Source organism: Pseudovibrio sp. Ad37, from assembly GCF_001623075.1.
In the GTDB taxonomy this organism is placed as follows: Bacteria; Pseudomonadota; Alphaproteobacteria; order Rhizobiales; family Stappiaceae; genus Pseudovibrio.
In genome coordinates this window covers 89,587-114,857 of the sequence record NZ_LMCF01000096.1, presented here as the reverse complement: position 1 = coordinate 114,857, position 25,271 = coordinate 89,587, and the positions used below count along the sequence as shown (strand labels likewise).

Annotated in this window: 20 protein-coding genes; 13 read left to right on the top strand and 7 right to left on the bottom strand. The window is 51.7% G+C overall.

The window, feature by feature from the left end:
- The 8 genes from ntrC (at position 1) to PsAD37_RS15860 (ending at position 11,190) form a co-directional block, all read left to right on the top strand.
- Positions 1 to 1,440 (top strand): nitrogen regulation protein NR(I), encoded by a 1,440-nt coding sequence (ntrC, locus tag PsAD37_RS15900; protein ID WP_063296981.1) that lies wholly within the window; start codon positions 1 to 3, stop codon positions 1,438 to 1,440.
- A gap of 239 nt (positions 1,441 to 1,679) precedes the next feature.
- Complete coding sequence (locus PsAD37_RS15895) at positions 1,680 to 3,917, top strand: PAS domain-containing sensor histidine kinase (RefSeq protein ID WP_057466221.1); 2,238 nt, start codon at positions 1,680 to 1,682, stop codon at positions 3,915 to 3,917.
- Positions 3,918 to 3,935: 18 nt separating this feature from the next.
- Entirely contained in the window at positions 3,936 to 5,303 is a 1,368-nt protein-coding gene (locus PsAD37_RS15890; RefSeq protein ID WP_063296980.1) for a sigma-54 dependent transcriptional regulator, read from the top strand.
- Positions 5,304 to 5,338: 35 nt separating this feature from the next.
- Positions 5,339 to 6,715 carry a Trk system potassium transporter TrkA gene (gene trkA, locus PsAD37_RS15885; RefSeq protein WP_063296979.1) on the top strand — a complete coding sequence of 459 codons (1,377 nt, stop codon included), beginning with the start codon at positions 5,339 to 5,341 and terminating at the stop codon, positions 6,713 to 6,715.
- Positions 6,716 to 7,042: 327 nt separating this feature from the next.
- On the top strand, positions 7,043 to 7,921 hold the full coding sequence (locus PsAD37_RS15880) for a D-amino-acid transaminase (protein WP_063296978.1): 879 nt from the start codon (positions 7,043 to 7,045) through the stop codon (positions 7,919 to 7,921).
- A 164-nt stretch (positions 7,922 to 8,085) separates the two neighbouring features.
- Entirely contained in the window at positions 8,086 to 8,343 is a 258-nt protein-coding gene (gene hfq / locus PsAD37_RS15875; RefSeq protein ID WP_008546823.1) for an RNA chaperone Hfq, read from the top strand.
- A complete protein-coding gene (gene hflX, locus PsAD37_RS15870; RefSeq protein WP_063296977.1) occupies positions 8,343 to 9,818 on the top strand; it encodes a GTPase HflX in 1,476 nt (491 codons plus the stop codon). Before hfq ends, hflX begins: the two co-directional genes overlap by 1 nt.
- Before the next feature lie 859 nt (positions 9,819 to 10,677).
- Positions 10,678 to 11,190 carry a YdcF family protein gene (locus PsAD37_RS15860; protein ID WP_275078328.1) on the top strand — a complete coding sequence of 171 codons (513 nt, stop codon included), beginning with the start codon at positions 10,678 to 10,680 and terminating at the stop codon, positions 11,188 to 11,190.
- A gap of 50 nt (positions 11,191 to 11,240) precedes the next feature.
- On the opposite strand, the gene mazG is transcribed toward PsAD37_RS15860, so the two are convergent.
- Complete coding sequence (mazG, locus tag PsAD37_RS15855; RefSeq protein WP_063296975.1) at positions 11,241 to 12,074, bottom strand: nucleoside triphosphate pyrophosphohydrolase; 834 nt, start codon at positions 12,072 to 12,074, stop codon at positions 11,241 to 11,243.
- Between the two features lie 235 nt (positions 12,075 to 12,309).
- Positions 12,310 to 13,671 (bottom strand): aspartate aminotransferase family protein, encoded by a 1,362-nt coding sequence (locus PsAD37_RS15850; protein ID WP_063296974.1) that lies wholly within the window; start codon positions 13,669 to 13,671, stop codon positions 12,310 to 12,312.
- Positions 13,672 to 13,982: 311 nt separating this feature from the next.
- Between PsAD37_RS15850 and arfB the strand changes: the two genes are divergently transcribed.
- A complete protein-coding gene (gene arfB / locus PsAD37_RS15845) occupies positions 13,983 to 14,417 on the top strand; it encodes an alternative ribosome rescue aminoacyl-tRNA hydrolase ArfB (RefSeq protein WP_063296973.1) in 435 nt (144 codons plus the stop codon).
- 224 nt (positions 14,418 to 14,641) lie between these two features.
- Positions 14,642 to 15,496, top strand: a complete 855-nt coding sequence (locus tag PsAD37_RS15840; protein WP_063296972.1) for a class I SAM-dependent methyltransferase — start codon at positions 14,642 to 14,644, stop codon at positions 15,494 to 15,496.
- 125 nt (positions 15,497 to 15,621) lie between these two features.
- Here the strand turns inward: PsAD37_RS15840 and aroQ are convergent, their stop codons facing one another.
- Entirely contained in the window at positions 15,622 to 16,065 is a 444-nt protein-coding gene (gene aroQ / locus PsAD37_RS15835) for a type II 3-dehydroquinate dehydratase (protein ID WP_063296971.1), read from the bottom strand.
- Between the two features lie 38 nt (positions 16,066 to 16,103).
- Positions 16,104 to 16,727, bottom strand: a complete 624-nt coding sequence (locus PsAD37_RS15830; RefSeq protein ID WP_063296970.1) for a TetR family transcriptional regulator C-terminal domain-containing protein — start codon at positions 16,725 to 16,727, stop codon at positions 16,104 to 16,106.
- Between the two features lie 114 nt (positions 16,728 to 16,841).
- Here PsAD37_RS15830 and PsAD37_RS15825 point away from each other — a divergent pair, with 114 nt between their 5' ends.
- The 3 genes from PsAD37_RS15825 (at position 16,842) to PsAD37_RS15815 (ending at position 20,729) form a co-directional block, all read left to right on the top strand.
- Entirely contained in the window at positions 16,842 to 18,254 is a 1,413-nt protein-coding gene (locus tag PsAD37_RS15825; protein WP_208991907.1) for an MATE family efflux transporter, read from the top strand.
- Positions 18,255 to 18,552: 298 nt separating this feature from the next.
- Positions 18,553 to 19,893, top strand: a complete 1,341-nt coding sequence (locus tag PsAD37_RS15820; protein ID WP_063296969.1) for an aspartate aminotransferase family protein — start codon at positions 18,553 to 18,555, stop codon at positions 19,891 to 19,893.
- Entirely contained in the window at positions 19,893 to 20,729 is an 837-nt protein-coding gene (locus tag PsAD37_RS15815) for a 3-keto-5-aminohexanoate cleavage protein (protein WP_063296968.1), read from the top strand. The genes PsAD37_RS15820 and PsAD37_RS15815 overlap by 1 nt, the downstream gene beginning before the upstream one ends.
- A gap of 60 nt (positions 20,730 to 20,789) precedes the next feature.
- Here PsAD37_RS15815 and PsAD37_RS15810 read toward each other — a convergent pair whose 3' ends face one another.
- From PsAD37_RS15810 to pflB, 3 genes are all read right to left on the bottom strand, one after another.
- Positions 20,790 to 21,122 (bottom strand): hypothetical protein, encoded by a 333-nt coding sequence (locus PsAD37_RS15810; protein ID WP_063296967.1) that lies wholly within the window; start codon positions 21,120 to 21,122, stop codon positions 20,790 to 20,792.
- A 128-nt stretch (positions 21,123 to 21,250) separates the two neighbouring features.
- On the bottom strand, positions 21,251 to 21,985 hold the full coding sequence (gene pflA / locus PsAD37_RS15805; RefSeq protein ID WP_063296966.1) for a pyruvate formate-lyase-activating protein: 735 nt from the start codon (positions 21,983 to 21,985) through the stop codon (positions 21,251 to 21,253).
- A gap of 314 nt (positions 21,986 to 22,299) precedes the next feature.
- Positions 22,300 to 24,591, bottom strand: a complete 2,292-nt coding sequence (gene pflB / locus PsAD37_RS15800) for a formate C-acetyltransferase (protein WP_208991906.1) — start codon at positions 24,589 to 24,591, stop codon at positions 22,300 to 22,302.
- Positions 24,592 to 25,271 lie beyond the last annotated feature (680 nt).

The following is a 25,271-nucleotide window of genomic DNA, read 5'->3' as shown; positions in this document are numbered from 1 at the left end:
ATGCCGAGTGGAACCATTCTTGTTGCTGACGACGATTCTGCGATCCGTACCGTTCTCAATCAGGCTCTGTCTCGTGCAGGGTATACTGTTCGACTGACATCCAACGCCACCACGTTGTGGCGCTGGGTGAGTTCGGGCGAGGGGGATCTGGTGATCTCAGATGTGGTGATGCCGGATGAGAACGCGTTTGATGTGCTGCCGCGTATCCGCAAGCTGCGTCCGGAATTGCCTGTCATCATCATGAGTGCGCAAAACACCTTTATGACGGCGATTAAGGCCTCTGAGCAAGGGGCCTATGAGTATCTGCCCAAGCCGTTTGATCTGAAAGAGCTGACGGGTATTGTGGGCCGCGCGCTCGCTGAGCCTAAAGGGCGGCAGTTTGATATGAGCGGTGAGGGGAATGACAATATTCCACTCGTAGGTCGTTCTCCTGCCATGCAGGAAATCTACCGCGTGCTTGCCCGTTTGATGCAGACTGATCTGACCGTGATGATCAACGGTGAGAGTGGGACTGGTAAAGAGGTTGTTGCGCGGGCGCTGCATGATTATGGCAAACGCCGGAATGGTCCGTTTGTTGCGGTCAATATGGCGGCGATCCCAAAGGATTTGATTGAGTCTGAGCTGTTTGGGCATGAGAAGGGCTCGTTTACAGGTGCTCAGGCGCGCTCTTCTGGCCGGTTTGAGCAGGCCGATGGTGGGACGCTGCTGCTGGATGAAATCGGCGATATGCCGATGGAAGCGCAGACCCGTTTGCTGCGCGTGTTGCAGCAGGGCGAATATACCTCTGTGGGCGGTCGTACGCCGATCCAGACCGATGTGCGCATTATTGCAGCGACCAACAAAGACCTGCGTCAGCTGATCAATCAGGGGCTGTTCCGTGAAGATTTGTATTTCCGCCTGAATGTTGTTCCAATCCGCCTTCCGCCTTTGCGAGAGCGGACTGAGGATATTCCTGATCTTGTGCGCCACTTCTTCTCTATCGCAGAGAGTGAAGGATTGCCTGCAAAGCAGATTGAGGTGGCTGCGCTTGATAAGCTGCGCCGTTATCGCTGGCCGGGCAACGTACGTGAGTTGGAAAACCTTGTGCGCCGTCTGGCAGCGCTGTATCCGCAGGATGACATAACCGCCAGTTTGATCGATCTGGAACTTTCTCAGCCTTCTACGGCTGTGAATGACATGGATGCGCCGTCTGTTCAGGATCTGGGTGGGTCTGTGGAGCGGTATCTGGGCGATTACTTCGGCGGATTTGGCGAAGATCTGCCGCCTCCGGGCCTTTATCACCGTATCCTGCGTGAGGTGGAGTACCCCTTGATCAGTGCCGTGCTTGCAGCCACCCGTGGCAACCAGATTAAGGCCGCTGAACTTTTAGGTGTGAACCGCAACACCTTGCGCAAGAAAATCCGCGAACTGGACGTTCAGGTGATCCGCAGCTCTAGATAATCGACTTTTATCGAGTGAAACTTTCAAAATGGCGCGATCTCTTGCGCCATTTTGCGTTTAATGGGGTGAGAGTGCGTTTGAGTTGTGCGCTGCATGCTTATTCTGACCTGTGGATTTTTCGGTTTTCCCCATCAAGAGTGTGACTAATAAAACCCATTGTCGCATTTTGGCAACAATTCGTGCTAATAGTCTGTTTCCAATATTAATAAAGTTATCGCAGGTGCGCAGGTTCGCGTTTCATGATTTTCAAGTCAAAAGCAGAAGAACATACTCCAAAGCTTGATGCGAAAGGCCGCAAGTCTCGCATGTTTGGCCTTTCCGTGGTGTTGCTGGCGCTGTGTTCCATCGGGGTTTCCTTTCTGGTGCTGATGGGCGTGACGCCTATCGTTCCCTCTGAAACGGTTGTTTACATTGCGCTTGGATTTAATGGCGCACTGGTGTTCCTGCTTATCGGCTTGATCATCTTTGAGCTTGTGAAGCTGTTGCAGGCGCGGCGCCGTGGGCGTGCAGCTGCACGTCTTCATGTGCGCATTGTGACAATGTTCTCGCTGGTGGCTGCACTGCCTGCGTTTATTGTTGCTGTGGTGGCAACGATCACGCTGGATCAGGGGCTTGATCGCTGGTTTGAGACAAGAACGCGCAATATCATCACCAACGCACAGTCGGTTGCGGCAGCTTATGTTCAGGAGCACGGAAATTCTCTGCGATCCACGTTGATTGGTATGGCCAGTGATGTTGATCTGAACCGGAACTCCTATTTCTACGACCCCACCCGGTTTGACCGCTTTTTTGAGACGCAGACCTGGGTTCGCGGATTGCTGGGGGCTTATGTCCTGAAGAATGACGGCACCGTTGTGATGCGTGTGTTGCGCGACCCGAAGGTGGAGCCGTTGTTGCCGCCGCAAGTGGCTATGAATCAGGCGAAAGACGGGGCTCCTGTTCTAATTGCGCCGGGTGTTTCTAACCTTGTCGGCGGTGTGATCAAGCTTTCTGCTTTTGATGATCTTTATCTTTATGTGACCCGTGCGCTTGATCCTCGAGTGGTTGAATACCAGCGTCTGGCCGAGGCTGGCGTTAATGAGTACGCCGAGTTGGAGCAGCGACGCTTTGGTGTTCAGCTGGCATTTGCGCTTGTTTATGTGGGTGTGGCGCTCGTGCTTCTGCTCTCCTCCATCTGGGTGGGGTTTGGGTTTGCCAACCAGCTTGTGCTGCCGATCCGCAATCTTATTGGGGCGGCAGATCAGGTTTCCAAAGGCAACTATTATGTTGAGGTGGAAGCTGCGAAAGCGAGTGGCGATCTTGAGAGCCTTGGGCGGACCTTTAACAATATGACGGGTCAGTTGCGTGGGCAGCGGGATGCTTTGCTGGCTGCGAATGATCAGATTGACCGTCGTCGCCGCTTCAGTGAAGCCGTGCTGTCTGGCGTGTCCTCTGGCGTTATCGGGATTGATGATGAGGGCGATGTGACCATGGTCAATCGCTCAGCAACACGTCTTCTCAGTCAGGACGAAAACGAGCTTCTGGAAAAGCCGATCTACGACAATCTTCCAGAGGTGCAAGAGGTTGTGTCGAAAGCGCTTGAAGAAAGCTCCAGCGGCTCGCAGGTGGCGCAGGTTGCCATTATGCGTAAGGGGCGCGAGCGGACTGTGAATGTGCGTGTGACGACTGAAGAGGCGACCCGTTCTGAGCATGGTTTTGTGGTGACGCTGGACGACATTACAGACCTTGTTGCAGCTCAACGTAACTCGGCCTGGGCGGATGTTGCTCGCCGTATTGCGCATGAGATTAAGAACCCGCTGACACCGATCCAGCTTTCGGCGGAGCGTATCCGTCGCCGCTATGGCAAGCGTATTGAGGATGATGACCGTAAGGTGTTTGACCAGTGCGTGGATACGATCATTCGTCAGGTGGGGGATATTGGCCGTATGGTGGATGAGTTCTCCTCGTTTGCGCGTATGCCAAAACCAAAGATGGAAGAGGCCGATCTGCGCTCTGTGGTGCGCGAGTCCACCTTTATGGTGTCTGTTGCCAATTCTCAGGTTCACTTTGAAACCGATGTGCCGGATGAGGCTGTACGGGCAACATTTGACAGCCGTCTGGTTGGGCAGGCTGTTGGTAATGTGATCAAGAATGCGTCGGAAGCTGTTGAGGCTTATCTGGCGAGCGAAGAAAATCCGGAGCAGGGCTCTGTTCTGGTGAAACTTTATAGGGAAGGTCCGGTTCTCACAATTGATGTGATTGATAACGGAATTGGCCTTCCAACTGAGCACCGCACGCGGCTTTTGGAGCCGTATATGACGACCCGCGAAAAGGGCACCGGCCTTGGGCTCGCGATTGTGCGGAAAATTATGGAAGATCATGGAGGTGGAATTGAACTGCTGGATGCGCCATCTGTTGCCGAGGGTGGACATGGCGCCATGGTTCGGCTGACTTTACGAAGTTTTGATGTTCCTTCCTTCACTGAAAATGTAACGTAAGAATGGTGGTGATAAGCCGTGGCAAGTGACATTCTGATTGTTGATGATGAAGCAGATATTCGTGAGCTGATCGCTGGAATTTTGGAGGATGACGGCTACAATACCCGTACCGCTGGCAACAGTGATGCGGCGTTGGCTGCGATTGCGGACCGTCGTCCGTCTCTGATTATTCTTGATATCTGGCTCATGGGCAGCAAGCTTGACGGGCTTGAGGTGCTTGAGGTGATCAAGAAAGAAAACCCTGACCTGCCTGTTGTGATTATTTCTGGTCACGGCAACGTAGAGACAGCGGTTTCTGCGATCAAAAAAGGCGCCTACGATTACATTGAGAAGCCGTTTAAGGCAGACAAGCTGGTTCTGATCACCGAGCGCGCGCTGGAAGCTTCTTCTATGAAGCGCGAGATCAAGGAACTGAAGCAGCGTGCTGGTGACGTTTCTAATCTGGTGGGTAGTTCGTCCTCAATCAATAACCTGCGCATGACGATTGAGCGTATTTGTCTGACCAACAGCCGTGTGATGATCACCGGGCCGTCTGGTTCTGGCAAGGAGACCGTTGCGCGGACGATCCATGAGGCATCTCCTCGCTCCAAATCGCCGTTTGTGGTGCTTTCTGCTGCGAACATCACGCCGGAGCGGATGGAAGAGGAGCTCTTCGGCATTGAAGAGACTGACACCACACCGCGCAAGGTGGGCGCGCTTGAAGAGGCGCATGGCGGGACCATCTATCTGGATGAGATTGCCGATATGCCTCTGGAGACGCAGAATAAAATTCTACGTGTGCTGGTGGATCAGACCTTCACCCGTCTGGGTGGCCACAACAAGGTGAAGGTGGATGTGCGTCTCTTGTCTTCCAGTGGCTACAATCTGGAAAACCGGATTGCGGAAGGTTTGTTCCGTGAGGACCTCTATCACCGTCTGGCTGTTGTGCCGCTGCGTGTGCCTCCGCTTGAAGAACGCCGTGAGGATATTCCTCAGCTGATCCATTTCTTCATGAAACAGATTTCCAACTCTACTGGCCTGCCAATGCGCCGAATTGGTGAGGATGCGATGGCCGTGCTGCAAACGCATGACTGGCCGGGGAACCTGCGCCAGCTGCGCAACAATGTTGAACGTCTGATGATCCTGACACGGGCTGATTCAGAAGCTGTGATTACAGCGGATCTTCTGCCTGCTGAGGTGGCGTCTACTGTGCCGAGTATGCCGGGGTCTTCTGGTGGTGAAGAGTTGATGTCCTTGCCACTTCGTGAAGCACGGGAACAATTTGAACGTGAATATCTGCAAGCACAGGTTAAGCGTTTTGGCGGTAATATCTCGCGTACCTCTGAATATATTGGTATGGAACGGTCAGCATTGCACCGAAAGCTCAAGTCTCTTGGTCTCACCTGATTGGTGAGCTTTGAGGTGGAGCAAAGGACTGAATTATGAAGGTTGTAATTTGTGGCGCCGGACAGGTTGGGTACGGCATTGCCGAAAAACTTGCAGCGGAGCAGAACGACGTTTCTGTGATTGATACCAGCCCACAGCTGGTTCATGCCATTCGTGACACACTGGATGTGCGCGGCTTTATTGGCCATGGTGCGCATCCGGACGTGCTGGCGCAGGCTGGTGCTGATCAAGCTGACATGATTATTGCCGTGACCTTGTATGACGAGATCAACATGGTCGCATGTCAGGTCGCGCACTCTTTGTTTAACGTGCCGATCAAGGTTTCGCGTGTGCGTGCGCAAAGCTATTTGCAATCCCATTACCGCAATCTGTTTTCGCGCGATAACATGCCAATTGACGTGATCATTTCTCCTGAAATCGAAGTGGGTGAGATGATCCTGCGGCGCTTGTCGCTGCCAGGTGCCATGGAAACGGTGCGCTTTGCAGATGATAACATGATCATCGTCGGGGTCGACTGTGGTGGTGATTGTCCGGTGCTGGATACGCCACTGCGTCAGTTGACCGAGTTGTTCCCGGATCTTTCGGCTGTTGTTGTTGGTATCGCGCGTGAAGGCAAGGTCTTTGTTCCGCACAGCTCTGATATGATGCGGGAAGGGGATCTGGTTTATGTGTGCTGTGAGCGCGGTCAGGTGCGTCGTACGCTGAGCATCTTCGGTCACGAAGAGCCTGAGGCCAAGCGTGTTCTTATCGCTGGTGGTGGTAATATTGGTGCTTACGTTGCTCGCCGTCTTGAGGAAAAGCAAAGCAGAACCAAAGTAAAGATTATCGAGCATTCGCGTGATCGCGCTATTCGCATTGCTGATGAACTGCGCAGAACTGTGGTATTGCATGGCAGTGCGCTGGATCAGGTGATGTTGCAGGAAGCGGATGTTGAAGATTCCGACATGATGGTGGCGCTGACCAACGAGGATGAGGTGAACATCCTTTCCTGTGTCATGGCCAAGAAAATGGGCTGTGAGCGGAACCTTTCCCTGCTGAACAACACCAGTTATCCAGCTTTTGCGCATGCTTTGGGCATTGATGCCTTTGTGAACCCGCGTCAAGTGACGATTTCCAAGATTTTGCAGCATGTGCGTCGTGGCCGTATTCGGGCAGTTCATGCGCTGCAAAATGGTGCTGCTGAGGTGATTGAGGCTGAGGCGCTGGATACTTCTCCGCTTGTTGGTCGTCCCCTACGTGAGGTGGAGCTTGCAGAAGGCATTCGTATCGGTGGAATTTTACGTGATGGCAAAGTGGTAACACCGCGCGGCGATGAGCGTATTCAGGCCCATGACCGCGTTGTGATTTTTGCTATTGCAGACAAGGTGCGTCAGGTGGAGCAGATGTTCCGTGTGTCGCTGGAATTCTTCTAGAACTGGTTTTGTTACATGATTCCGGCGCTCTCGTATGAAAGTGCCGGAACATCAAGCCGTTAAGCCTGAAGCGCGACTGTTCGCGACTGGCCAGCAGAGGCGTCGTGGTCTTTGTTTTTTCTTCCCGCCTATAAACCTGTGATTTTAAGTATTTCTGGCTTAAACGCCCGGATAGCAGGTTGGTTTTAGCTTCCTAAAACGGAAGCTCAGGTTTTCTCAGTGATCCCACTCGGAAATATCTAGTTTTATCTGCTGTTAGCCACTTGATAGTATTCAGTAAATGCCCTTAGATGTAACCTGTTGAATGTTCCTGAGCAGGAGAGGCTGATGAGCCGTGTTGCCTACGTAAATGGACAATATGTGCCACATTCTCATGCAGCCGTGCATGTGGAGGACCGGGGCTACCAGTTCTCTGATGGCGTTTATGAGGTCTGTGAGGTCTGGAGAGGCCAGATTGTGGACATGAGCGCCCATCTGGACCGGCTGGATCGGTCGCTGAGTGAGCTGCAGATTTCCGCCCCAATGTCACGCGGGGCCTTGACGCGGGTGATGAAGGAAGTGATTTCGCTCAACCGGGTGAAAAACGGCTTGATCTACATGCAGGTTACGCGCGGCGTGGCTTCGCGCGACCATTATTTCCCGCCAGCTGGGACTCCACCGTCTATTGTGATGACTGCAAAATCGGTGCCGTCACACAAAATGGACCAAATTGCGGCCAAGGGTGTTGGCGTCATTACGGTAGAAGAGAATCGTTGGGATCGGGTCGATATCAAGACTGTTGGTCTTTTGCCTAATGTCCTTGCTAAACAAAAGGCTAAGGAGTCTGGTGCCCGAGAAGCATGGTTTGTGGATAAAAAAGGTCTGATAACTGAAGGCGGTTCAACCAATGCTTGGATAATTCTAAAGAACGGCACTTTGGTGACGCGACCTGCTACCCACGGAATCTTAAAAGGGATTACCAGAGCGGGCGTTCTAAAACTGGCGGAAATGAAAGGATTTTCCGTAGAAGAACGCGGTTTCTCTCTGGAAGAGGCAAAAAGTGCGCAAGAGGCATTTTTAACAAGTGCATCGGGACTTGTCATGCCCGTCGTGAATGTAAATGGAACAATTTTGGGTGATGGTAAGCCCGGTCCAATCGTTCAAGACTTAAGAAAATCATTCCATGAAGCGTCAGAGTTGATTAAACTGACGGTTGCCGGGGGTTAAGTGCCTCCGGTGTTTGCTGAAGGGAACTTAGGAAAGACGGCGCACCTTATTAGTGTTGGGGCATCTCTCTTGTGTTTGTGAGTGTCACTTGGCCGTTTCGAGGATGGGAACAGTAAATGGTGGATGCCGCGGCCGTGTCCACTGAGAACAGGAAAAAAATAGTTATGGCTGACCGCGCTCAAAATCTTCAAGATACATTTTTAAATCATGTCAGGAAGCAGAAGACGCCACTGACAATCTTTTTGATCAATGGTGTAAAACTGCAAGGCGTAGTTACTTGGTTCGATAATTTCTGCGTATTATTGCGTCGTGACGGGCACTCCCAGCTCGTTTACAAGCACGCTATTTCAACAATCATGCCAAATAGCCCTATACAGCTGTTCGAACCAGCTGAAGAAGAAGGCGAAAAAGCAGGAGGCTGATGAAGCCCCAATCTAAAAAAGAGGCCGGTCTGAACCGCAAGCAACGCGATGCGAATGTTGAGGCCGGCGAAGACGAAGTGACCCGGGGAACCCGGTCACTCGTCATCGTACCGATCATTCAAAGCAGAGCTCTGGCGAGAGGGAAAGGTGCTCCTGAGCGCCCCTTTGGTGCCGAGCGCAGCCCCCAAGCCAGACTGGAAGAAGCTGTTGGACTAGCAGCTGCAATCGAGTTGGAGATTGTCTCCTCAAGTCTGGTTCGATTGGCAAATGTAAAACCGGGAAGTCTGTTCGGCTCAGGCAAGGTGGAAGAGATCCGCTTGCGAATTGATGTCGAAGAGATTGAGCTGGTTGTTGTTGATCATCCGCTCACCCCAATCCAGCAGAGAAATCTGGAACGAGACTGGAACACCAAGGTTATTGACCGGACGGGTCTTATTCTGGAGATTTTTGGTGAACGTGCACAGACCAAGGAAGGTCGCCTGCAGGTCGAGCTTGCTCACTTGAGTTGGCAGAAATCCCGTCTGGTGCGGTCCTGGACCCACCTTGAGCGTCAGCGCGGCGGTCTTGGTTTTGTTGGTGGCCCGGGTGAGACCCAGATTGAGGCCGACAGGCGTATCATTCAGGATCGTATCACGCTGCTGAAAGGTCACCTGGAGCAGGTTCAGCGCACCCGTAAGCTTCACCGCAAAGCACGTAAGAAGGTGCCGCATCCGGTCATCGCTTTTGTTGGCTACACCAATGCCGGCAAGTCTACGCTGTTTAACCGCATGACAAATGCGGAGGTATTTGCCAAGGATCTGCTGTTTGCGACGCTCGATCCTACGCTTCGCCGTTTGAAGCTGCCGCATGGCCGTGAGGTCATTCTGTCAGACACGGTTGGCTTCATCTCCGAGTTGCCGCACAATCTGGTGGCTGCCTTCAGGGCGACGCTGGAAGAGGTTATTCAGGCTGATATTGTGCTTCATGTGCGCGATATTGCTCATGAAGACACCAAAGCGCAGTCTCAGGATGTGAATGAAACGCTTGAGATGCTTGGTCTTAAAGTATCTGAGAGTGATCGTGTCATTGAGGTTTATAACAAGATCGACATGCTGGACGAGGCACATCGCGCCAAGTTGCTGGAAAGTAACTCGGTTGATGAGGGACCGGTTGCGGTATCTGCGCTGAGTGGCGATGGGATCGAGGATCTGATTGCTCGCATCGAAACGCGTCTGGCTGAGCAGCTGGATACCGTGACGATGGTTCTGCCACACAGTGACGGGCAGGGGCATGCATGGCTCTATCAGAACTGCGAGATCCTCTCGCGTGACGATACCGAGGACGGTATTCGCTTGTCTGTTCGTGTCCCGGATGCCCATCGATCTCGCGTCCGTGAGCGCTTCGCGAAGTACTTCGTGACCGGGCTGGAGCTGGCTGAAGAGCCGACTTCAGAAGGCGGTGAAGAGGATGACGACAGTGGTTACTCACCAATCTGATTGGCTCTGAGAGACGAATGAAAACAAGAAAGCCCTGCTCATGCGAGTGGGGCTTTCTTGTTGGTAACTGAGAGTTTCTAGTGAGGCGCTAGGGTGAGACGTGATTACTTGGTTTCCTGTAAAGCAGAACAATCACGTTTTTCGTAGTAATCACTGGCTCTTGACACAATGTTGACTAAATAGTCTTCGTAACGTTGGGTATGTAAAGATTCTCTCACAATTTTATTATGCATTCTGATTAGTGTGTCAGCCCACCTCATGCCGAGGGCGAAGTCTATACTGGAGTAATTTTCTATTAGGTCTAGAAGTTCTGAGGTATTGTTATTAGTGCCCGTATACGGTTGTTTGTATGTGTCTAGTGCAGCTCTGATGATTGAGAGGCCCTCATTGAAATGTTCTTGAGAGCTGTCCTTGTTTGCGATCTCTGCTAATGCAGAGCACTCCCATTGAATGAGGCCTTGTTGCAAATTGTGGTCCTGAGGTTCTGCGGTTGCGGAGCTTGTAGGGCTTATTAACCAGGCAATAAGGGCTAGGGAAAATCGATGTTTCATTATTGATGAGTGCTTCTGTGTTTAAATCGGCTGGGGAGACTTAGGATAGTAAGGCATCGTAGCCTAGCTTAACGGTAATGGAAATGTAGTTCAAATATTTCAGATAGATAAACCCTCTCTTTGAGGTGTTTGCTTTATTGAATCACTGTGCTTGTGCGTATCCTTATGACATGACTGGATTGTCTTGTTAGACTAGTCGGGTCATGACGTGTTCAATCAATCCGCATTTAGAGCTTACTCATCAGCTTGTTGCTGAGATTAACCGATATTTGCTTGTCAGAACCGAGATCTGAAAGGCTGATCTGTGTTTGCTGTTTGGCTCGCACAGAAGTGCTGAAGCTCGGGTTCAGGTCACGGTGAGACTCTGGGGTGATGGACTTGTTGAGCGTGTTCTGATTACGGGTGGTGAGCGGACTGCCTTGGGTCATCTTGAAGCGCATGACATGTGTGAGGCGCTTGTTGCTGCTGGAGTGCCAAGGCGTCAAATTATTCTGGAGACCCGTGCGACCAACACGGGTGAGAATGTGGCGTTCTCACTTACGCGCTTAAAAGGGCTTGGGCTTTATGAGGTTGTTGGTTCTGTGATCGCGGTTGGAAGTGTGAGTGCGTCGCGTCGATATCTGATGACGTTAGAGCGCCATTGGCCAGATGTGATCAAAATGATCGTGCCTGCGAACAAGTATCCAGTTGCGGTCTCAGACTGGTCTGCGCACCCCGATTTTGCGGCGGAAGTTCTGACTGAGTGGGGCAAAGTACAGCCATATCTTGAGGCGGGTTATATACGGGAACTTAACCCTGAAACATGCCTTTTGATTGTGTGAATTGGGTGGGTTTCAGGCGAACATAGTGTCTACTCGCCTGACGGTATTCTTCAGCTTGCTGGATCAAACTTCTTCGCTGCTTGCCAGTGAGCTTCCATCTCGTCGAGGGAGAGCTCTTTAAGCGGGCGTTGTTCGGCTGTTGCTGCGTCTTCTATGTGGGCGAAGCGGCGGCGGAACTTGGCATTGGTGCGTTTGAGGGCGGCTTCTGGCTGGATTTCCAGATGACGGGCAAGGTTGGCGATTGCGAACAGGACATCGCCAAGTTCGTCTTCGATTTTTCTGCGGTCTGGCGTATTGGCTGTGACTTCAACGGTGAGTTCTTCCACTTCCTCTTTGATCTTGTCGAGGACGGGCTCTGCTGCGCCCCAGTCAAACCCAACTTTGGAGGCGCGGTGTTGGAGTTTTTCGGCTTCTGTCAGAGCTGGGAATGCGGATGGCACTTCATCCAGAAAGCGTGGCATCTGGTCAATGAGGCCCATTGCGGCGCGTTGTTGTTTGCGCTCCTGCTTTTCCTCTTCTTTGATGCGATCCCATGTGCCTTTCGGGAAGCCCGCTGCTTTTTGCTCGTCATCTCCGAATACATGCGGGTGGCGGCGGATCATCTTTTTGGTGATGGCTTCAACCACGTCGCCAAAGGCGAAGGCGTCTTCTTCTTCGGCCATGCGGGAGTGGTAGATGACCTGAAGGAGCAGGTCTCCAAGTTCTTCTTTCAGATCGCTCAGATCTTCACGCTCAATTGCATCGGCAACTTCATAAGCCTCTTCGATGGTGTAGGGCGAAATGGTTTTGAAGTTCTGCTCCAGATCCCAAGGGCAGCCGGTCTCAGGTGTTCTGAGGGCCTTCATGATTTCGATGAGGCGGGAAATGTCGCGGGAAGGTAGCATGGGAGTCCTGATGCATGAGAGCTTTTGTAATTCGGGCGGCACATTATCAGCCTCATGGTTTCATGGCGAGGGGCTTTGTTGCGCTTGCTGGTATATGTGGTGAATTGCTGCTCAGGAACTGGTTAAAGTTAATAAGGGTTAACTTTAGAATGTGTGTGTAAGCTACTTATAACGTTGCGGTATGTAAAAAGAGGCGCCGGGGCGCCTCTTTGAAATTTCATGCAGAAACAGGAGCTTAAACCAAATTCTTAAGGACGTCGCGCAGTATGCCAACCAGTACATCGATCTCACTTTCAGAGATGACGAGTGGTGGGGACATTGCGATTGTGTCGCCTGTGGTGCGGATGAGAATGTTCTTCTCATAAGCTTTCAGGAAGGCTGTGAATGCGCGCTTGGTCGGCTCACCTGCAATCGGCTCCAGCTCGATCGCGCCAATCAGGCCGATGTTACGGATGTCGATCACATTCGGACAATCACGCAGGGAGTGAAGTGCGTCCTGCCAGTACTGTGCCATCTTGGCGCCGCGTGTGAGCAGCTCCTCTTCAGCGTAGACATCCAGCGTTGCCAGGGCAGCTGCACAGGCAAGTGGATGAGCTGAGTAGGTGTAGCCGTGGAACAGCTCGATCAGATGCTCAGGGCCGGTCATGAATGCATCATAGACCTTGGAGCTGGCAAACACCGCACCCATTGGCACAACGCCGCTGGTGAGGCCTTTGGCCGTCGTGACGAAGTCCGGGATGACGTCAAAGTAATCGACACCGAACGGAGTGCCCAGACGGCCAAAGCCGGTGATGACTTCGTCGAAGATCAACAGGATGCCATGCTCATCACAGATGTCGCGCAGGCGTTTCAGGTAGCCTTCTGGTGGAAGGATCACGCCAGCAGAGCCCGCAACCGGTTCCACAATCACAGCTGCGATGGTGGATGGGTCGTGGAGCTGGATGAGACGCATGAGATCTTCAGCGTACTCAATGCCGTTTTTCGGCACGCCCTTGCTGAACTCATTGCCTGCAATGCCATGGGTGTGACGTATATGATCGACACCAGCGAGCATTGCACCAAACTGCTTGCGATTGGCAACCATGCCGCCGACGGAAATGCCGCCGAAGTTGACACCGTGATAGCCGCGTTCGCGTCCAATCAGGCGGGTCCGTGAGCCTTCTCCCTTGGCCTTGTGGTAGGCCAGTGCCATTTTGAGGGCGGTTTCAACGCTCTCAGAGCCGGAGTTGGTGTAGAACACGTGGTTCAGCGGATCTGGCATGAGTGCTGCCAGACGGGCAGCGAGCTCGAAGGACTTGGGATGTGCCATCTGGAAGGCTGGTGCGTAGTCCAGCTCGGCGACCTGCTTCTGCACAGCTTCGACGATCTTCTGGCGTCCGTGGCCAGCATTGCAGCACCACAAGCCTGCTGTGCCATCCAGAATCTGGCGGCCATCGGCGGCGGTGTAATGCATGTCCTTGGCCTTCACGAGAAGGCGTGGATCTTTCTTGAACTGCCGGTTTGCCGTGAATGGCATCCAGTAGGCATCAAGGTTGTTTGTAGTCAGGCCGGTGATCTCTTGGATCTCGTCCCGCGCCAATATGTTAGTCTCTGTCATTTCCCCTCCAGTAACGCTTGAGACGAATATTGTTTGTTCGGCTGAGCGCCTTAATTATTTTACCCTCTGTCAGGATATGGATCCGAGACTAGGTAGAAGACCTGACTAAATCAAGCGATATCAAACATATACGCGCATTATACGTTCGCCTATACCTGCGATGGAGTGTGGCTTTGTTGCGTAAAACTTTGCAAATCTGAAGGGCTGGTATTATAGCGTGCAATGTTGCTTTCCTGGTTGTTTTTTGACCAAATAGTAAAATTTCTTATTTCAATCAATGCTATGCATGCGTGGTGTAACGGGCGGGCCAGATGAGCGAGCGCAAAAAAATAAAGGTAAATGAGCGCTACTCAATTGAGGAACGCGACATCAAAGAAGACTTCATCAGGGCGTCTGGGCCGGGTGGTCAAAACGTGAATAAAGTGTCTTCTGCCGTGCAATTGCGATTCAATCTGGATGGAAATGCGACTCTCCCGGATGACTTAAAGAGTCGTTTGCGCAAGATCGCAGGCTCACGCCTGACGCTGAAGGGGGAAGTTGTTTTGACGGCTGATCGCTTCCGCACGCAAGAGCGCAACAGAGAAGATGCGTTGGAGCGGTTGCTGGAGCTTATTCGCAAAGCAGCTTATGTGCCCAAGACGCGTAAAGCCACACGGCCAACGCTGGCCTCTAAGCGCCGGCGAATGGAAGGTAAGAAGCAGCGCGGCAACATCAAGAAGCTGCGTAGTTCTAAGAACTATGACTAATTTGGAGGGTTGGCTCTTCCTGTAAGTTTAATCGCCCATATGCTTATGAGTGCGAGGAGGAGCCTGTCGTGTCTCACAGGACGAACAAAAAACAGCAGCGCATCCAAACTGCCTGACAAAAATACAAAGCGATATTTATCAAGCACTGTAAGTCTTCATCATGCTTTTTGATCTAGAACTTTTAAGCAAAACAACTTGTTTGCTTTAGGTGGAGGCATGTCACGATGATGAATATTAATTTCAATTCAGACGATGAAGACAATCCAATACATGCTGCGCTCAAAAAGTTCTTGATCGACTGCCAAGTGCAGGATCTTAAAGAGGCAGGCAAGACCGAAGAAGCTGAGCAGCTTGCTTTAAAAAATGTAGAGCAGGATTTAAGTGCTATTGAGCAAGAGCAGTTGGCATCTGGATCAAATGATGAGAATTTCACTCCCGACACAGTGCCTGAGCAGTGCGTGAGCAAGATTTTTGACAATTATGCAGACAACTTTGATCAGCACTTGACTAAACAGCTCAACTATGAAGTACCTCAGATTATTCAGGAGATGGTCAGCAAGTTCACAGAGGGCAGATTTAAACGCCTTTTAGATTTGGGGTGCGGTACTGGTTTGTGTACCGAGGTGATCGGCAATCTTGCGCTGCATAAGACGGGAGTAGACCTTTCTGAAGGGATGCTTGAAAAGGCCGATCAGAAAAATCTTTATGACGATCTTTATTTGAATGACTTAACTGAATTCCTACAGAACGACTGGGATGAACGCTGGGACTTAATCATCTCTGGCGATACATTTATTTATCTTGGTGCACTGGAGGAGGCTGTCGCTGGCCTTGCTAAGAACCTGGAGCTTAATGGCAAGGTCATTTTCACAACGGAAACAGCGGCAGACGATGTTTTTTCAGAAAAGCCATATGTGATGAGCAATCGTGGAAGATTTGCTCATTCTGCTGATTATCTACACAAGCTGCTGGTGGATAACGGCTTTGCGCTTATTGAGCTGGATGAAATTACGCCGCGTTTTGAGGATGGAAAACCTGTTCTGGGGCTTGTTGTTGTTGTACAGTATAACGGCAAGTAAACTCTGGGAGCGCTTGAGTTTTCTGAGTTCGCCCGATGAGACAGCTCAGCTGCGCCGAACTGTTGCTGGTGTGTGGTAAACTCAATCGCGTTGCATTGCGGTGGGAGATAACCCGTCTACACTGCTTAGTCTTCTTCTTCCAAAATTCGAAGTGCAGCGTCCATGGCAAGCGTGTAGCCGTGTGCGCCGAGACCGCAGATCATACCTTTTGCGACCTTGGAGATGTAGGAGGTGTGGCGGAACTCTTCTCGCTGGTGGATGTTTGAGAGGTGGAGTTCGATCACTGGGCGCTCCACACTGGCGATTGCATCCATGATTGCAATTGAGGTGTGGGTGTAAGCGCCTGCATTGAGCACGATTGCGGTCCGCGTCTGGCGGGTCTCGTGAATCCAGTCGATCAGCTCGCCTTCATGGTTGGATTGCTTGCATTCTATGTCTAGGCCGAGCTGTTTTGCGTGGGCGCGGCACTGATCTTCTATCTCTGCAAGCGTGGCGGAGCCATAAACTTCTGGCTGGCGCATTCCAAGCAGGTTCAGGTTCGGTCCGTTGAGGATGAGGATCTTCTTCATGAAAGCTCTCTGAAGTTGTGCGGTGATCAAGTCTCACCTTAATGGCTTGAAAGCAGCTGAGACGCAAGGTCTTTGCTGTCGAGCCCAAGAGTTGACTTCAGTTCGTCCTTAAGGATCTGAACGGCCATGTCTGGTGTTAGATCTGTGTCGGGCAGGTTGGATACGTCATAAAGATTGAAGGCCAGTGACATGAGTTTCCATGCAACAAGTTCAGCGGGCAGGGTGAGGGTGTACTCGCCAGACCGGATACCTTCCTTGAGGTTGTTGCTGATCCATTCATGGCTTTTGTTGGTTTCTTCAGCGTAGACACGGGCAAACTCCGGGTCTCTGTTGGCTTCATCTGCCGCACTGATCCATATGCTGGTCTCTGCTTTTTCCTGAGGAGTTGCATTGAAGCTGATGAGACGGAGCAGGGCTTGTGTCGGTGGAAGGTCTTTGGAGACCGAGATGCAGTTGTCGCCGTTCTTTTGAGAGAGGTAGCGCAGGGCTTCACATTTTAAATCTGTGAGTGATTTAAAATGGTGGTGAAGAATGCCAGTTGCGGCTCCAAGTTGCTTGGCGACTGCCCGGGTGGTGATGCCAGCAAACCCATTTTCCTTCACAACATCCAGTGTTGCCAGAATGATTGCTTTGCGGCGTTCTTCCTTCGCCAGATAGGCCATATAGCGTTCCAGATTATCTCTTTAAATTGGTCAATCTTGACATAGCACGAAATTGAACGTATGTCCAAGTTGATCAATCGTTCAAATTCAATTTCTTCTCAATTTTGATCGGAAATGCGGGAGGGCACTCTCGAAGGCAAAGGTGAAAGCATGTCAGTGGCAATGGCAAACGAGCAGATGACCAGGGGACATCCGGCGAAAGAGTTTTTCCGGTTTGCGGTTCCTGCTGTGCTTGGCATGATTTCCATTGCGTCTGCCAGTATTATCGATGGCATCTTTGTCGGAAACTTTGTTGGTGCGACGGCATTGGCTGCGATCAGCCTGATTACGCCTATGTTTGCGCTTTACTTTGGCGTGGTGGTGATGCTGACCGTTGGTGCTGCCGTGGTGGCAGGCAAGTTCATCGGTGAGAAACGGGAAAGAGATGCCTCCAACATCTTTATGAAGGCACTGATCAGCGTCTTGGCCTTTTCCGTGGTGTTTGCGGCATTGCTGCTTGTTTTTACGCCAACAGCTGCACGGATGCTTGGCGCAAACGCGGAGACTGCTGAGATGGTGGAGACGTATATCTTCACCGTTGCCTGGTTCTTTCCCGGTTTGAGCCTTGCGGTTGCGCTGTCGCATTTCGTCCGCATTGACGGGCGTCCCAATTTTTCCCTTGCCGGCATGGTGATGATCACTGTGGTCAATATTGTGCTGGATGCCTGGATGATCGGGTATCTGGGATGGGGGGTTTGGGGTGCTGCGCTGGCAACCGGGCTGGCCAGTCAGGCTGGCATGCTGTTTCTGCTTTTGCATTTCGCCAATAAAAGCGCCAAGTTGCGATTTCTACGGCCATTTGGACCCTGGCGGGTGATGTACACGGCTGCCTATAATGGTTTGTCTGAGTTCATCAACGAAAGCTCTGGCGGTATCGTTGTGTTCCTGTTCAACTGGATCCTGATTACCGAAATTGGTGCCCAAGGTGTGGCTGCGTTCACTATCGTGAACTATCTGTTTTTCAGCGGAATCATGGTGTTTTATGGCGTGAGTGAGGGGCTTGGGCCTCTGGTGAGCGTCAATTTTGGTGCACGGAAACCGCGTCGGATTTATCAGTTCTTGTCGCTTGGTGTCGGGACCAACTTTGTTGTTGGCTTGCTGCTTGCCTGTCTATTGATTTTTCAGCCCATGTTGCTGGCAAGTGCCTTTGTTGGAGATGCAGATCAGGCGACGGTGAAGCTGACGATCGAGATCATTGGTGTGATCTGGCCTGTCTTCCTGTTCAACGGTGTCAACATCGCGTTCTCCGGCTATTTTACAGGTATGCATTGCGCGACCCAGTCGGCACTGATTGCGGTGTCCCGGTCTCTGGTTATGCCGCTTTTGCTGATTGTCGTCCTGTGGTTTGTGATTGGGCCGATGAGCGTGTTTTACGCCCTGCCTGTGGTTGAGGCGCTGACGCTTGTTATGACGCTTTTGATGTTCTCGCAGAAAAAACCGCACTGGATACTTCGTCAGACGCGGCGCACCGCCTCTGACGTGCTCTAGGCCACTCAAATTTTACTGAGGGAGTCTTTCGGTGACTAAGTAACTTACACGTTAGGTGCACGGGGTTTTGCTTACTCAAGCAAGACCCCGTCTAATTTTATTGCCGGAATTTGTAGTAAAATATCTCGAGTGTCTTTTGTGCGGGTGTCTCCGATCACAATCTGGAGATATTTCATAGTTTTTTATGGACAAGTACTTTGACGTAGGCAATGTGGTGCCTGTGCAAAATGTCACGCGTAGTTTTGCGTGTCTATGGACGGTCAATCGAACAACAGAGCTACAGCCCGGAGGCTGTAAAATGAGCCACATCTTTCCTAGAAATACCCGTGTAACACTACCAACAGCTGCTAAGGGCGACGGGTGCTACCTCATTGATTCCACTGGTAATAGATACCTTGACGCCTGTGGGGGCGCCGCGGTTTCCTGTCTTGGTCACTCGAATGAACAAGTGATCGACGCGATTAAGGACCAGCTGGATAAGTTTTCGTTCGCTCACACTGGCTTTTTTGGCAGTGAGCCGGCGGAAGAGCTTGCCGATAAACTGGTGGCCCAAGCTCCTGAAGGCATTGACCGTGTCTATCTGGTTTCAGGTGGATCGGAGGCAATGGAGTCTGCTGTTAAATTAGTACGACAGTACTTTGTTGAAAAGGGAGAAAACCAACGCTCGCATATGATTGCGCGTTGGCAGAGCTATCACGGAAATACGCTGGGAGCGCTTTCTGCTGGTGGCAACAAGTGGCGCCGTGAAATGTTCGGTCCACTGCTGATCGAAATGTCTCATATCGATCCTTGTTACGCTTATCGTTACAAGGAAGAGAGTGAAACGCTCGAAGAATACGGCCAGCGTTCTGCTAATCTTCTTGAAGAAGAGATCTTGCGTGTTGGACCGGAAAAGGTTGCTGCGTTCTTCGCTGAGCCTGTTGTTGGTGCAACCATGGGCGCGGTTCCGGCTGTTAAAGGCTATCTGAAACGTATTCGCGAGATCTGTGACAAGTACGGCATCCTGCTTGTGCTGGATGAAGTGATGTGTGGCATGGGCCGCACCGGTCATATCTTCGCGTGTAACGAAGATGAGGTTCGCCCGGACATCGTTGCTATCGCGAAAGGTATCGGCGCTGGTTATCAGCCGCTTGGGGCAATGCTGTGCTCTAAAGAGATCTACGACACCATCGCGACAGGTTCTGGTTTCTTCCAGCATGGTCATACCTACATGGGGCATTCTCTGGCTGCTGCTGCTGGTGCTGCTGTTATGGATCAGTTGATGGCTCCGGGCCGTATGGAGCATGTGCGGACCATGGGTGAGAAGCTTTCCGCTGCGCTGCATGACGAGTTTGGTCAGCATCCTCATGTTGGCGATATTCGCGGGCGTGGTCTGTTCCGTGCGCTGGAGCTGGTTAAGGATCGCGACACGAAAGAGCCTTTGGATCCATCTTTCAAGCTTCATGCGAAAGTGAAGCAGAATGCCATGAAGGCTGGTCTGATGTGTTATCCGATGGGTGGTACGGTTGACGGAAAAATCGGCGACCACATTCTGCTCGCGCCTCCGTTCATCATTGATGACAGTCATATCGGCGAGATCGTTGAGAAGCTAAGCCTTGCAATGAAAGAGAGTTTCACGCAGGTCGGAGTTTCTGTCTAATGACAAAACGGCTCATCATGAGTGCACCGAATGGCGCGCGTCGTGGCAAAGCGGATCATCCGCAGCTGCCGGTGACGATTGAAGATGTCGTTGCTTGCGCCGTGAACGTGGAAGCGGAGGGCGCGGATGCCCTTCATGCCCATGTGCGCGGTGCAGAAGGGCAACATGTTCTAGATGCTGGCCTTTACAAGGAGCTTATCCTTGAGGTGACGGCCAAGTGCCCTGAACTGGCTGTTCAGATCACCACCGAAGCTGTTGGTCGGTACAGCGCGCAGGAACAGTATGATGTTGTTGCCGCTGTGGAGCCTGAGGCTGTTTCTGTTGCCATGCGTGAAATGGCGCCAGAGGGCGGTGATATGGATCTGGCGCGCCGGTTCTATCATGAAGCGAAGGACGCGGGCCGTGCGGTTCAGCATATCCTGTATGCTCCGGAAGATGTGGCTCGTCTCGATCTGCTGATGGGTGAGGGCGTTGTTCCGGCCGGGTATGGCAGCCAGCTTTATGTGCTGGGGCGTTATGCTAAGGATCAGGAGAGCGATCCGCGTGATTTGCTTGGTTTCCTTAGCGCTCGCGATGCTGCAGCTCATATCGCTCAGGATAACCCGTTCATGCTTTGCGCCTTTGGGCGGGCTGAAACAGCATGTGGTGCGCTGGCCTTTGGTCATGGTGGACATGCGCGGATCGGCTTTGAGAACAGCTTGTGGCACGGTACTGGCAAGCTTGCCAAGGACAATGCAGAGCGTATTCAGGTGGTCTCTCATATCCGCAGTGAAATGGGATATGAAGGCGCCGTTTCCAAGGATGACGTGCTGAAAGTGCTCGGAAAACCTCAGTAAAGTGGGATTTCGAGGCTGAGAAGTCAAAAGGCCGCTATCTATGCGATAGCAGCCTTTTTTCTATTTGCAGTCTTTGCTGTATTCTTTGATCAGGTCTTCGCGGTGATCTGGGTCGGCTTCCAGAATGGCGGAGATCTTGCCGGAGCCGTAGCCGAGTGCGTAGATGGCTTCCTGCTTTTTCATGCCCTTGGCGTAGGCCATGGCTGTGATGACGCCTCTGGCGATGTCCTGCTTGTTGCTCTGGTTGCTCACACCGTAGAGGTAATAGCAGATGATGTGCTCTTCGTTTTTCTTGGCGAATTTTTCCGCTCTACTTTGATTAAAGCCTGCATCTGCAACTGATGCACTTGCGGTGAGCATTGCCAGCCCACCGAGGATAACTCGTTTACTCATGAAAAAGCCCCCATGTTTTCGAGGGCTAGTCTGGGAAGGTATTGTGGCGACTTTTTCCTGAAATTCAGGAGAACCTATGTAATCGACAGGTATCTTTGGGGCGCCTGTGGCCTAAGCATGGCAGATGCTCAGTGCACGTCCAATCCGTACTTGCGGAAGGTTTCTTTGGCAGCTTCAGTTTCTTCGGCTGATGGCTCGCGGGTGTCTTTGAGCTGATAGGCTTTGCCCATGGATTGCCACTTGTGTTCGCCCATTTTGTGGAAGGGCAGCACATCAACGCGCTTTACATTGCCGAGTTCAGAAACGAACTTTGCGACGCCTTCAACGTTCTCTGGTGCGTCTGTGAGGCCTGGTACGAGTACAAAGCGGATCCAAATGTCTTTTTCCATCTTTTCCAGACGCTTTGCGAACTCAAGAGTTGGGCCAACTTCAACGCCGGTGACCTTCTTGTAGGTTTCTGGCACCCAGGATTTGATATCGAGCAGGTAGAGGTCTGCCATGTCGATGGTTTCGTCATCGAGGTTGGCGTGCAAGTAGCCGGAGGTGTCCACGGTGGTGTGAACGCCCATCTGGTTACAGCCCCAAAGAAGCGTTTTCAGGAACTCTTTTTGCGCCATAGGTTCACCGCCACTCACGGTCAGGCCGCCGCCGCCAGTTTCAAAATAGGTGCGGTAGGTGGAGATGTCCTTCAAAAGCTCATAGGCAGAGGATTGTTTCCCGGCTTTCAGCTTTAGAGTGTCGGGGTTGTGGCAGTACAGGCAGCGCAGCGGACAGCCAGAGGTGAACACAATGTAGCGCAGGCCGGGACCGTCTACCGTTCCGCCTGTTTCTACTGAGTGAACATAGCCCATGGTGTCTTGCATGGCTGGCGTCCTTTATCATTGTTTGCGAGCGGCCTGTTTTGGATAGGGAGTGAGGATTTTTCCTCGGGCCGCTTCTGCTTTTTATAATGCTTTAAAAGTAAGGTCTTTGACCTTGTTTTTAAAGATGAAATTGTGCAACTCAGCCATTCATTTTCGGTGCATGTGCGCTCCTGTCGCATGAGATTGGCTCTTTTGTCGCAATAAACAAGGCGCGGGACTGAGCCCCGCGCCTTGTTTTGGAATTTGAGAGGTCAGCGCTGTTAACGCTGACCGTTGGCCAAGTGCTATTAGCGCTGACCGTTGGCCAAGTGCTATTAGCGCTGACCGTGGAATGTACGGTTGATCACATCCATCTGCTGCTCACGGGTCAGCTTGATGAAGTTCACAGCGTAACCGGAGACACGAACGGTGAGCTGTGGGTACAGTTCAGGATGTTCCATTGCGTCTTCCAGGGTCTTGCGATCGAACACGTTCACGTTGATGTGGTGACCCATGTCATGCATGTAACCGTCGAGCAGGTGGGACAGGTTGTCGATCCGTTCAGCTTCGTCCTTGCCCAGTGCGCCTGGGATGATGGAGAAGGTGTAAGAGATACCGTCCTGGCTGTCTTCGTAAGGAAGTTTGCAGAGAGACTTCATGGAAGCCACTGCGCCCTTCTGGTCACGGCCATGCATTGGGTTTGCGCCCGGTGCAAATGGTTCGCCTGCTTTACGTCCATCCGGAGTAGAGCCAGTCTTTTTGCCGTACACCACATTGGATGTGATGGTCAGGACAGACTGTGTAGGTGTCGCATTGCGGTACATTGGCTGATTGCGGATTTTGCCCATGAATTTCTTCATGATGTCTTCTGCAATCACGTCAACGCTGTCGTCGTTGTTACCGAAGCAAGGGAAGTCGCCCTCGATTTCGTAATCAACTGCGAGACCTTCGTCGTTACGGATGATCTTGACCTTCGCGTTTTTGATCGCGGAGATACTGTCAGCAACAACAGACAGGCCAGCAATACCACATGCCATGGTGCGCAGGATGTCGCGGTCATGCAGCGCCATTTCAACGCGCTCGTAGTTGTACTTGTCGTGGCTGAAGTGGATGCAGTTCAGCGCCTGAACGTAGACTTTTGCAATCCAGTCGAGCATCTGGTCGTAAAGTGGTTCCAGCTCCTCCCATTCCAGCACGTCGCCGGTGATTGGGTGCGCTTTTGGACCAACCTGTTTGCCAGTTTTTTCGTCAATGCCGCCATTGATTGCGTAAAGCATTGCTTTTGCAAGGTTGGCACGTGCACCGAAGAACTGCATCTGCTTGCCAATGCGCATTGCAGATACACAGCAAGCGATACCGTAGTCATCACCCCAGTAACGACGCATCAGGTCATCATTTTCGTACTGAACAGAAGATGTCTCGATGGAGATCTTTGAGCAGTAGTCTTTGAAGCCCTTAGGCATATGCTCGGACCACAGAACGGTCAGGTTTGGTTCTGGTGCAGGGCCGAGGTTCACAAGGGTCTGCAGAACACGGAAGGAGCTTTTGGTGACCAGTGTCCGGCCATCGATGCCCATGCCGCCGATGGATTCAGTTACCCATACTGGATCGCCAGAGAACAGCGCGTTGTAGTCTGGAGTACGCATGAAGCGAACCATACGGAGCTTCATGACGAAGTGATCCATCAGTTCCTGTGCTTCATCTTCTGTGATGACGCCTTTGTCCAGATCGCGCTGGATGTACACATCGAGGAAGGTGGTTGTGCGGCCCAGAGACATGGCTGCACCGTTCTGCTCTTTGATCGCAGCAAGGTAGCCAAGGTAAAGCCACTGAATAGCTTCCTGAGCGTTTTCTGCAGGGCGGTTGATGTCGCAGCCGTGTGCAGCGCCCATTTCCTTCAGTTCAGCGAGGGAACGGTACTGTTCAGAGATTTCTTCACGAAGGCGCAGTGTTTCTTCGTTCAGGACGTTGCCGTCCAGAGAAGCATGCTGTGCTTTCTTGTCTTCCATCAGCTTGTCGATGCCATACAGCGCAACGCGGCGGTAATCGCCGATGATGCGGCCACGGCCATAAGCATCTGGAAGGCCGGTTACGATGCCAGCGGAACGAGCGCGGCGAATTTCCGGAGTGTAAAGATCGAACACACCGTCGTTGTGTGTTTTGCGGTGCTTAGAGAAAACCTCAGCGGTTTTTTCTGAGAGTTTGTAACCGTTGCTCTCCAGAGCGGCTGCTGCCATTTTCAGGCCGCCGTAAGGCATCAAAGCGCGCTTCAATGGGGCATCGGTCTGCAAGCCAACGATCTTTTCGAGATCTTTGTTGATGTAGCCTGGTGCGTGAGAAACGATAGAAGAAACAACTTCAGTGTCAGCGTCGAGAACGCCTTTCTTGTTTTCTTCTTTCATCAACTCAAGAACGTTGTCCCAGAGTTTGGTTGTTGCAGCGGTTGGGCCAGCAAGGAAGTCGTCAGCACCTTCATAAGGGGTGTAGTTGAGCTGAATGAAATTGCGCACGTCAATTTCTTTGTTCCAGTCACCCTTTTTGAAACCTGCGTAAGCCTTGGGTCCGTCGTCTTTCAGAAATGGAAGAGTGTCGGAGGTAGCTTTATCGATGTTCTGGTGAACGCCCATTTTTAGGTCCTTCATCATTTGAGCAATTTAGCGTGGTGCTACAAGTAAATTCCAAAGGCTTGCAGTGAGTTACGCTTCCTTGCGTCCAGTGCTTGTTGACATTGACTGTACGCCTCAAGTGGGGCCGCATCTTGATTTATGTCAATTCCGAAATGGCTGGCTGACCTGCAAAAAATGCAAGGCAACATTATACAAATGCATACATTTTGGATATTGGGCGGCCAATTGTGGGTGGTGATATAACTCGCTCAAGTTGTGTGCGTTGCAATGAGGTCTGGAATGGTTCTAGTCCTATGAATTTGCTTAGGAAATTGCGTGTTAGGAGATGCTGATTTTGTGCGTTTGCGAAACAGTGTAACAGGGCGCCCGCATTTTCACTTAGGTGCGGTCTAAGTACATTATAGTAAGTATAATGTAGGTAGGTCAATTTTGCATAGCTGATATGCGAAGTTTGAAATATTAGTGGCGGGGGTGGAAAATCGACTTTTGCGGTTCAGGACAGCGCCTGGAGGTGGCCAAAAAGACTCAATTCGGCCACAAAACTTGATTGGTAAACGGTGATATCCACGGGAGATTCAGTGTGCCGTAATTGGAAAAAACTTTTGCCAATCAATTTCCTAGTGCGACAATCTTTAGGGCTCAATGAGATGTGACCGATATAATTGATGGAACGGGTTGAC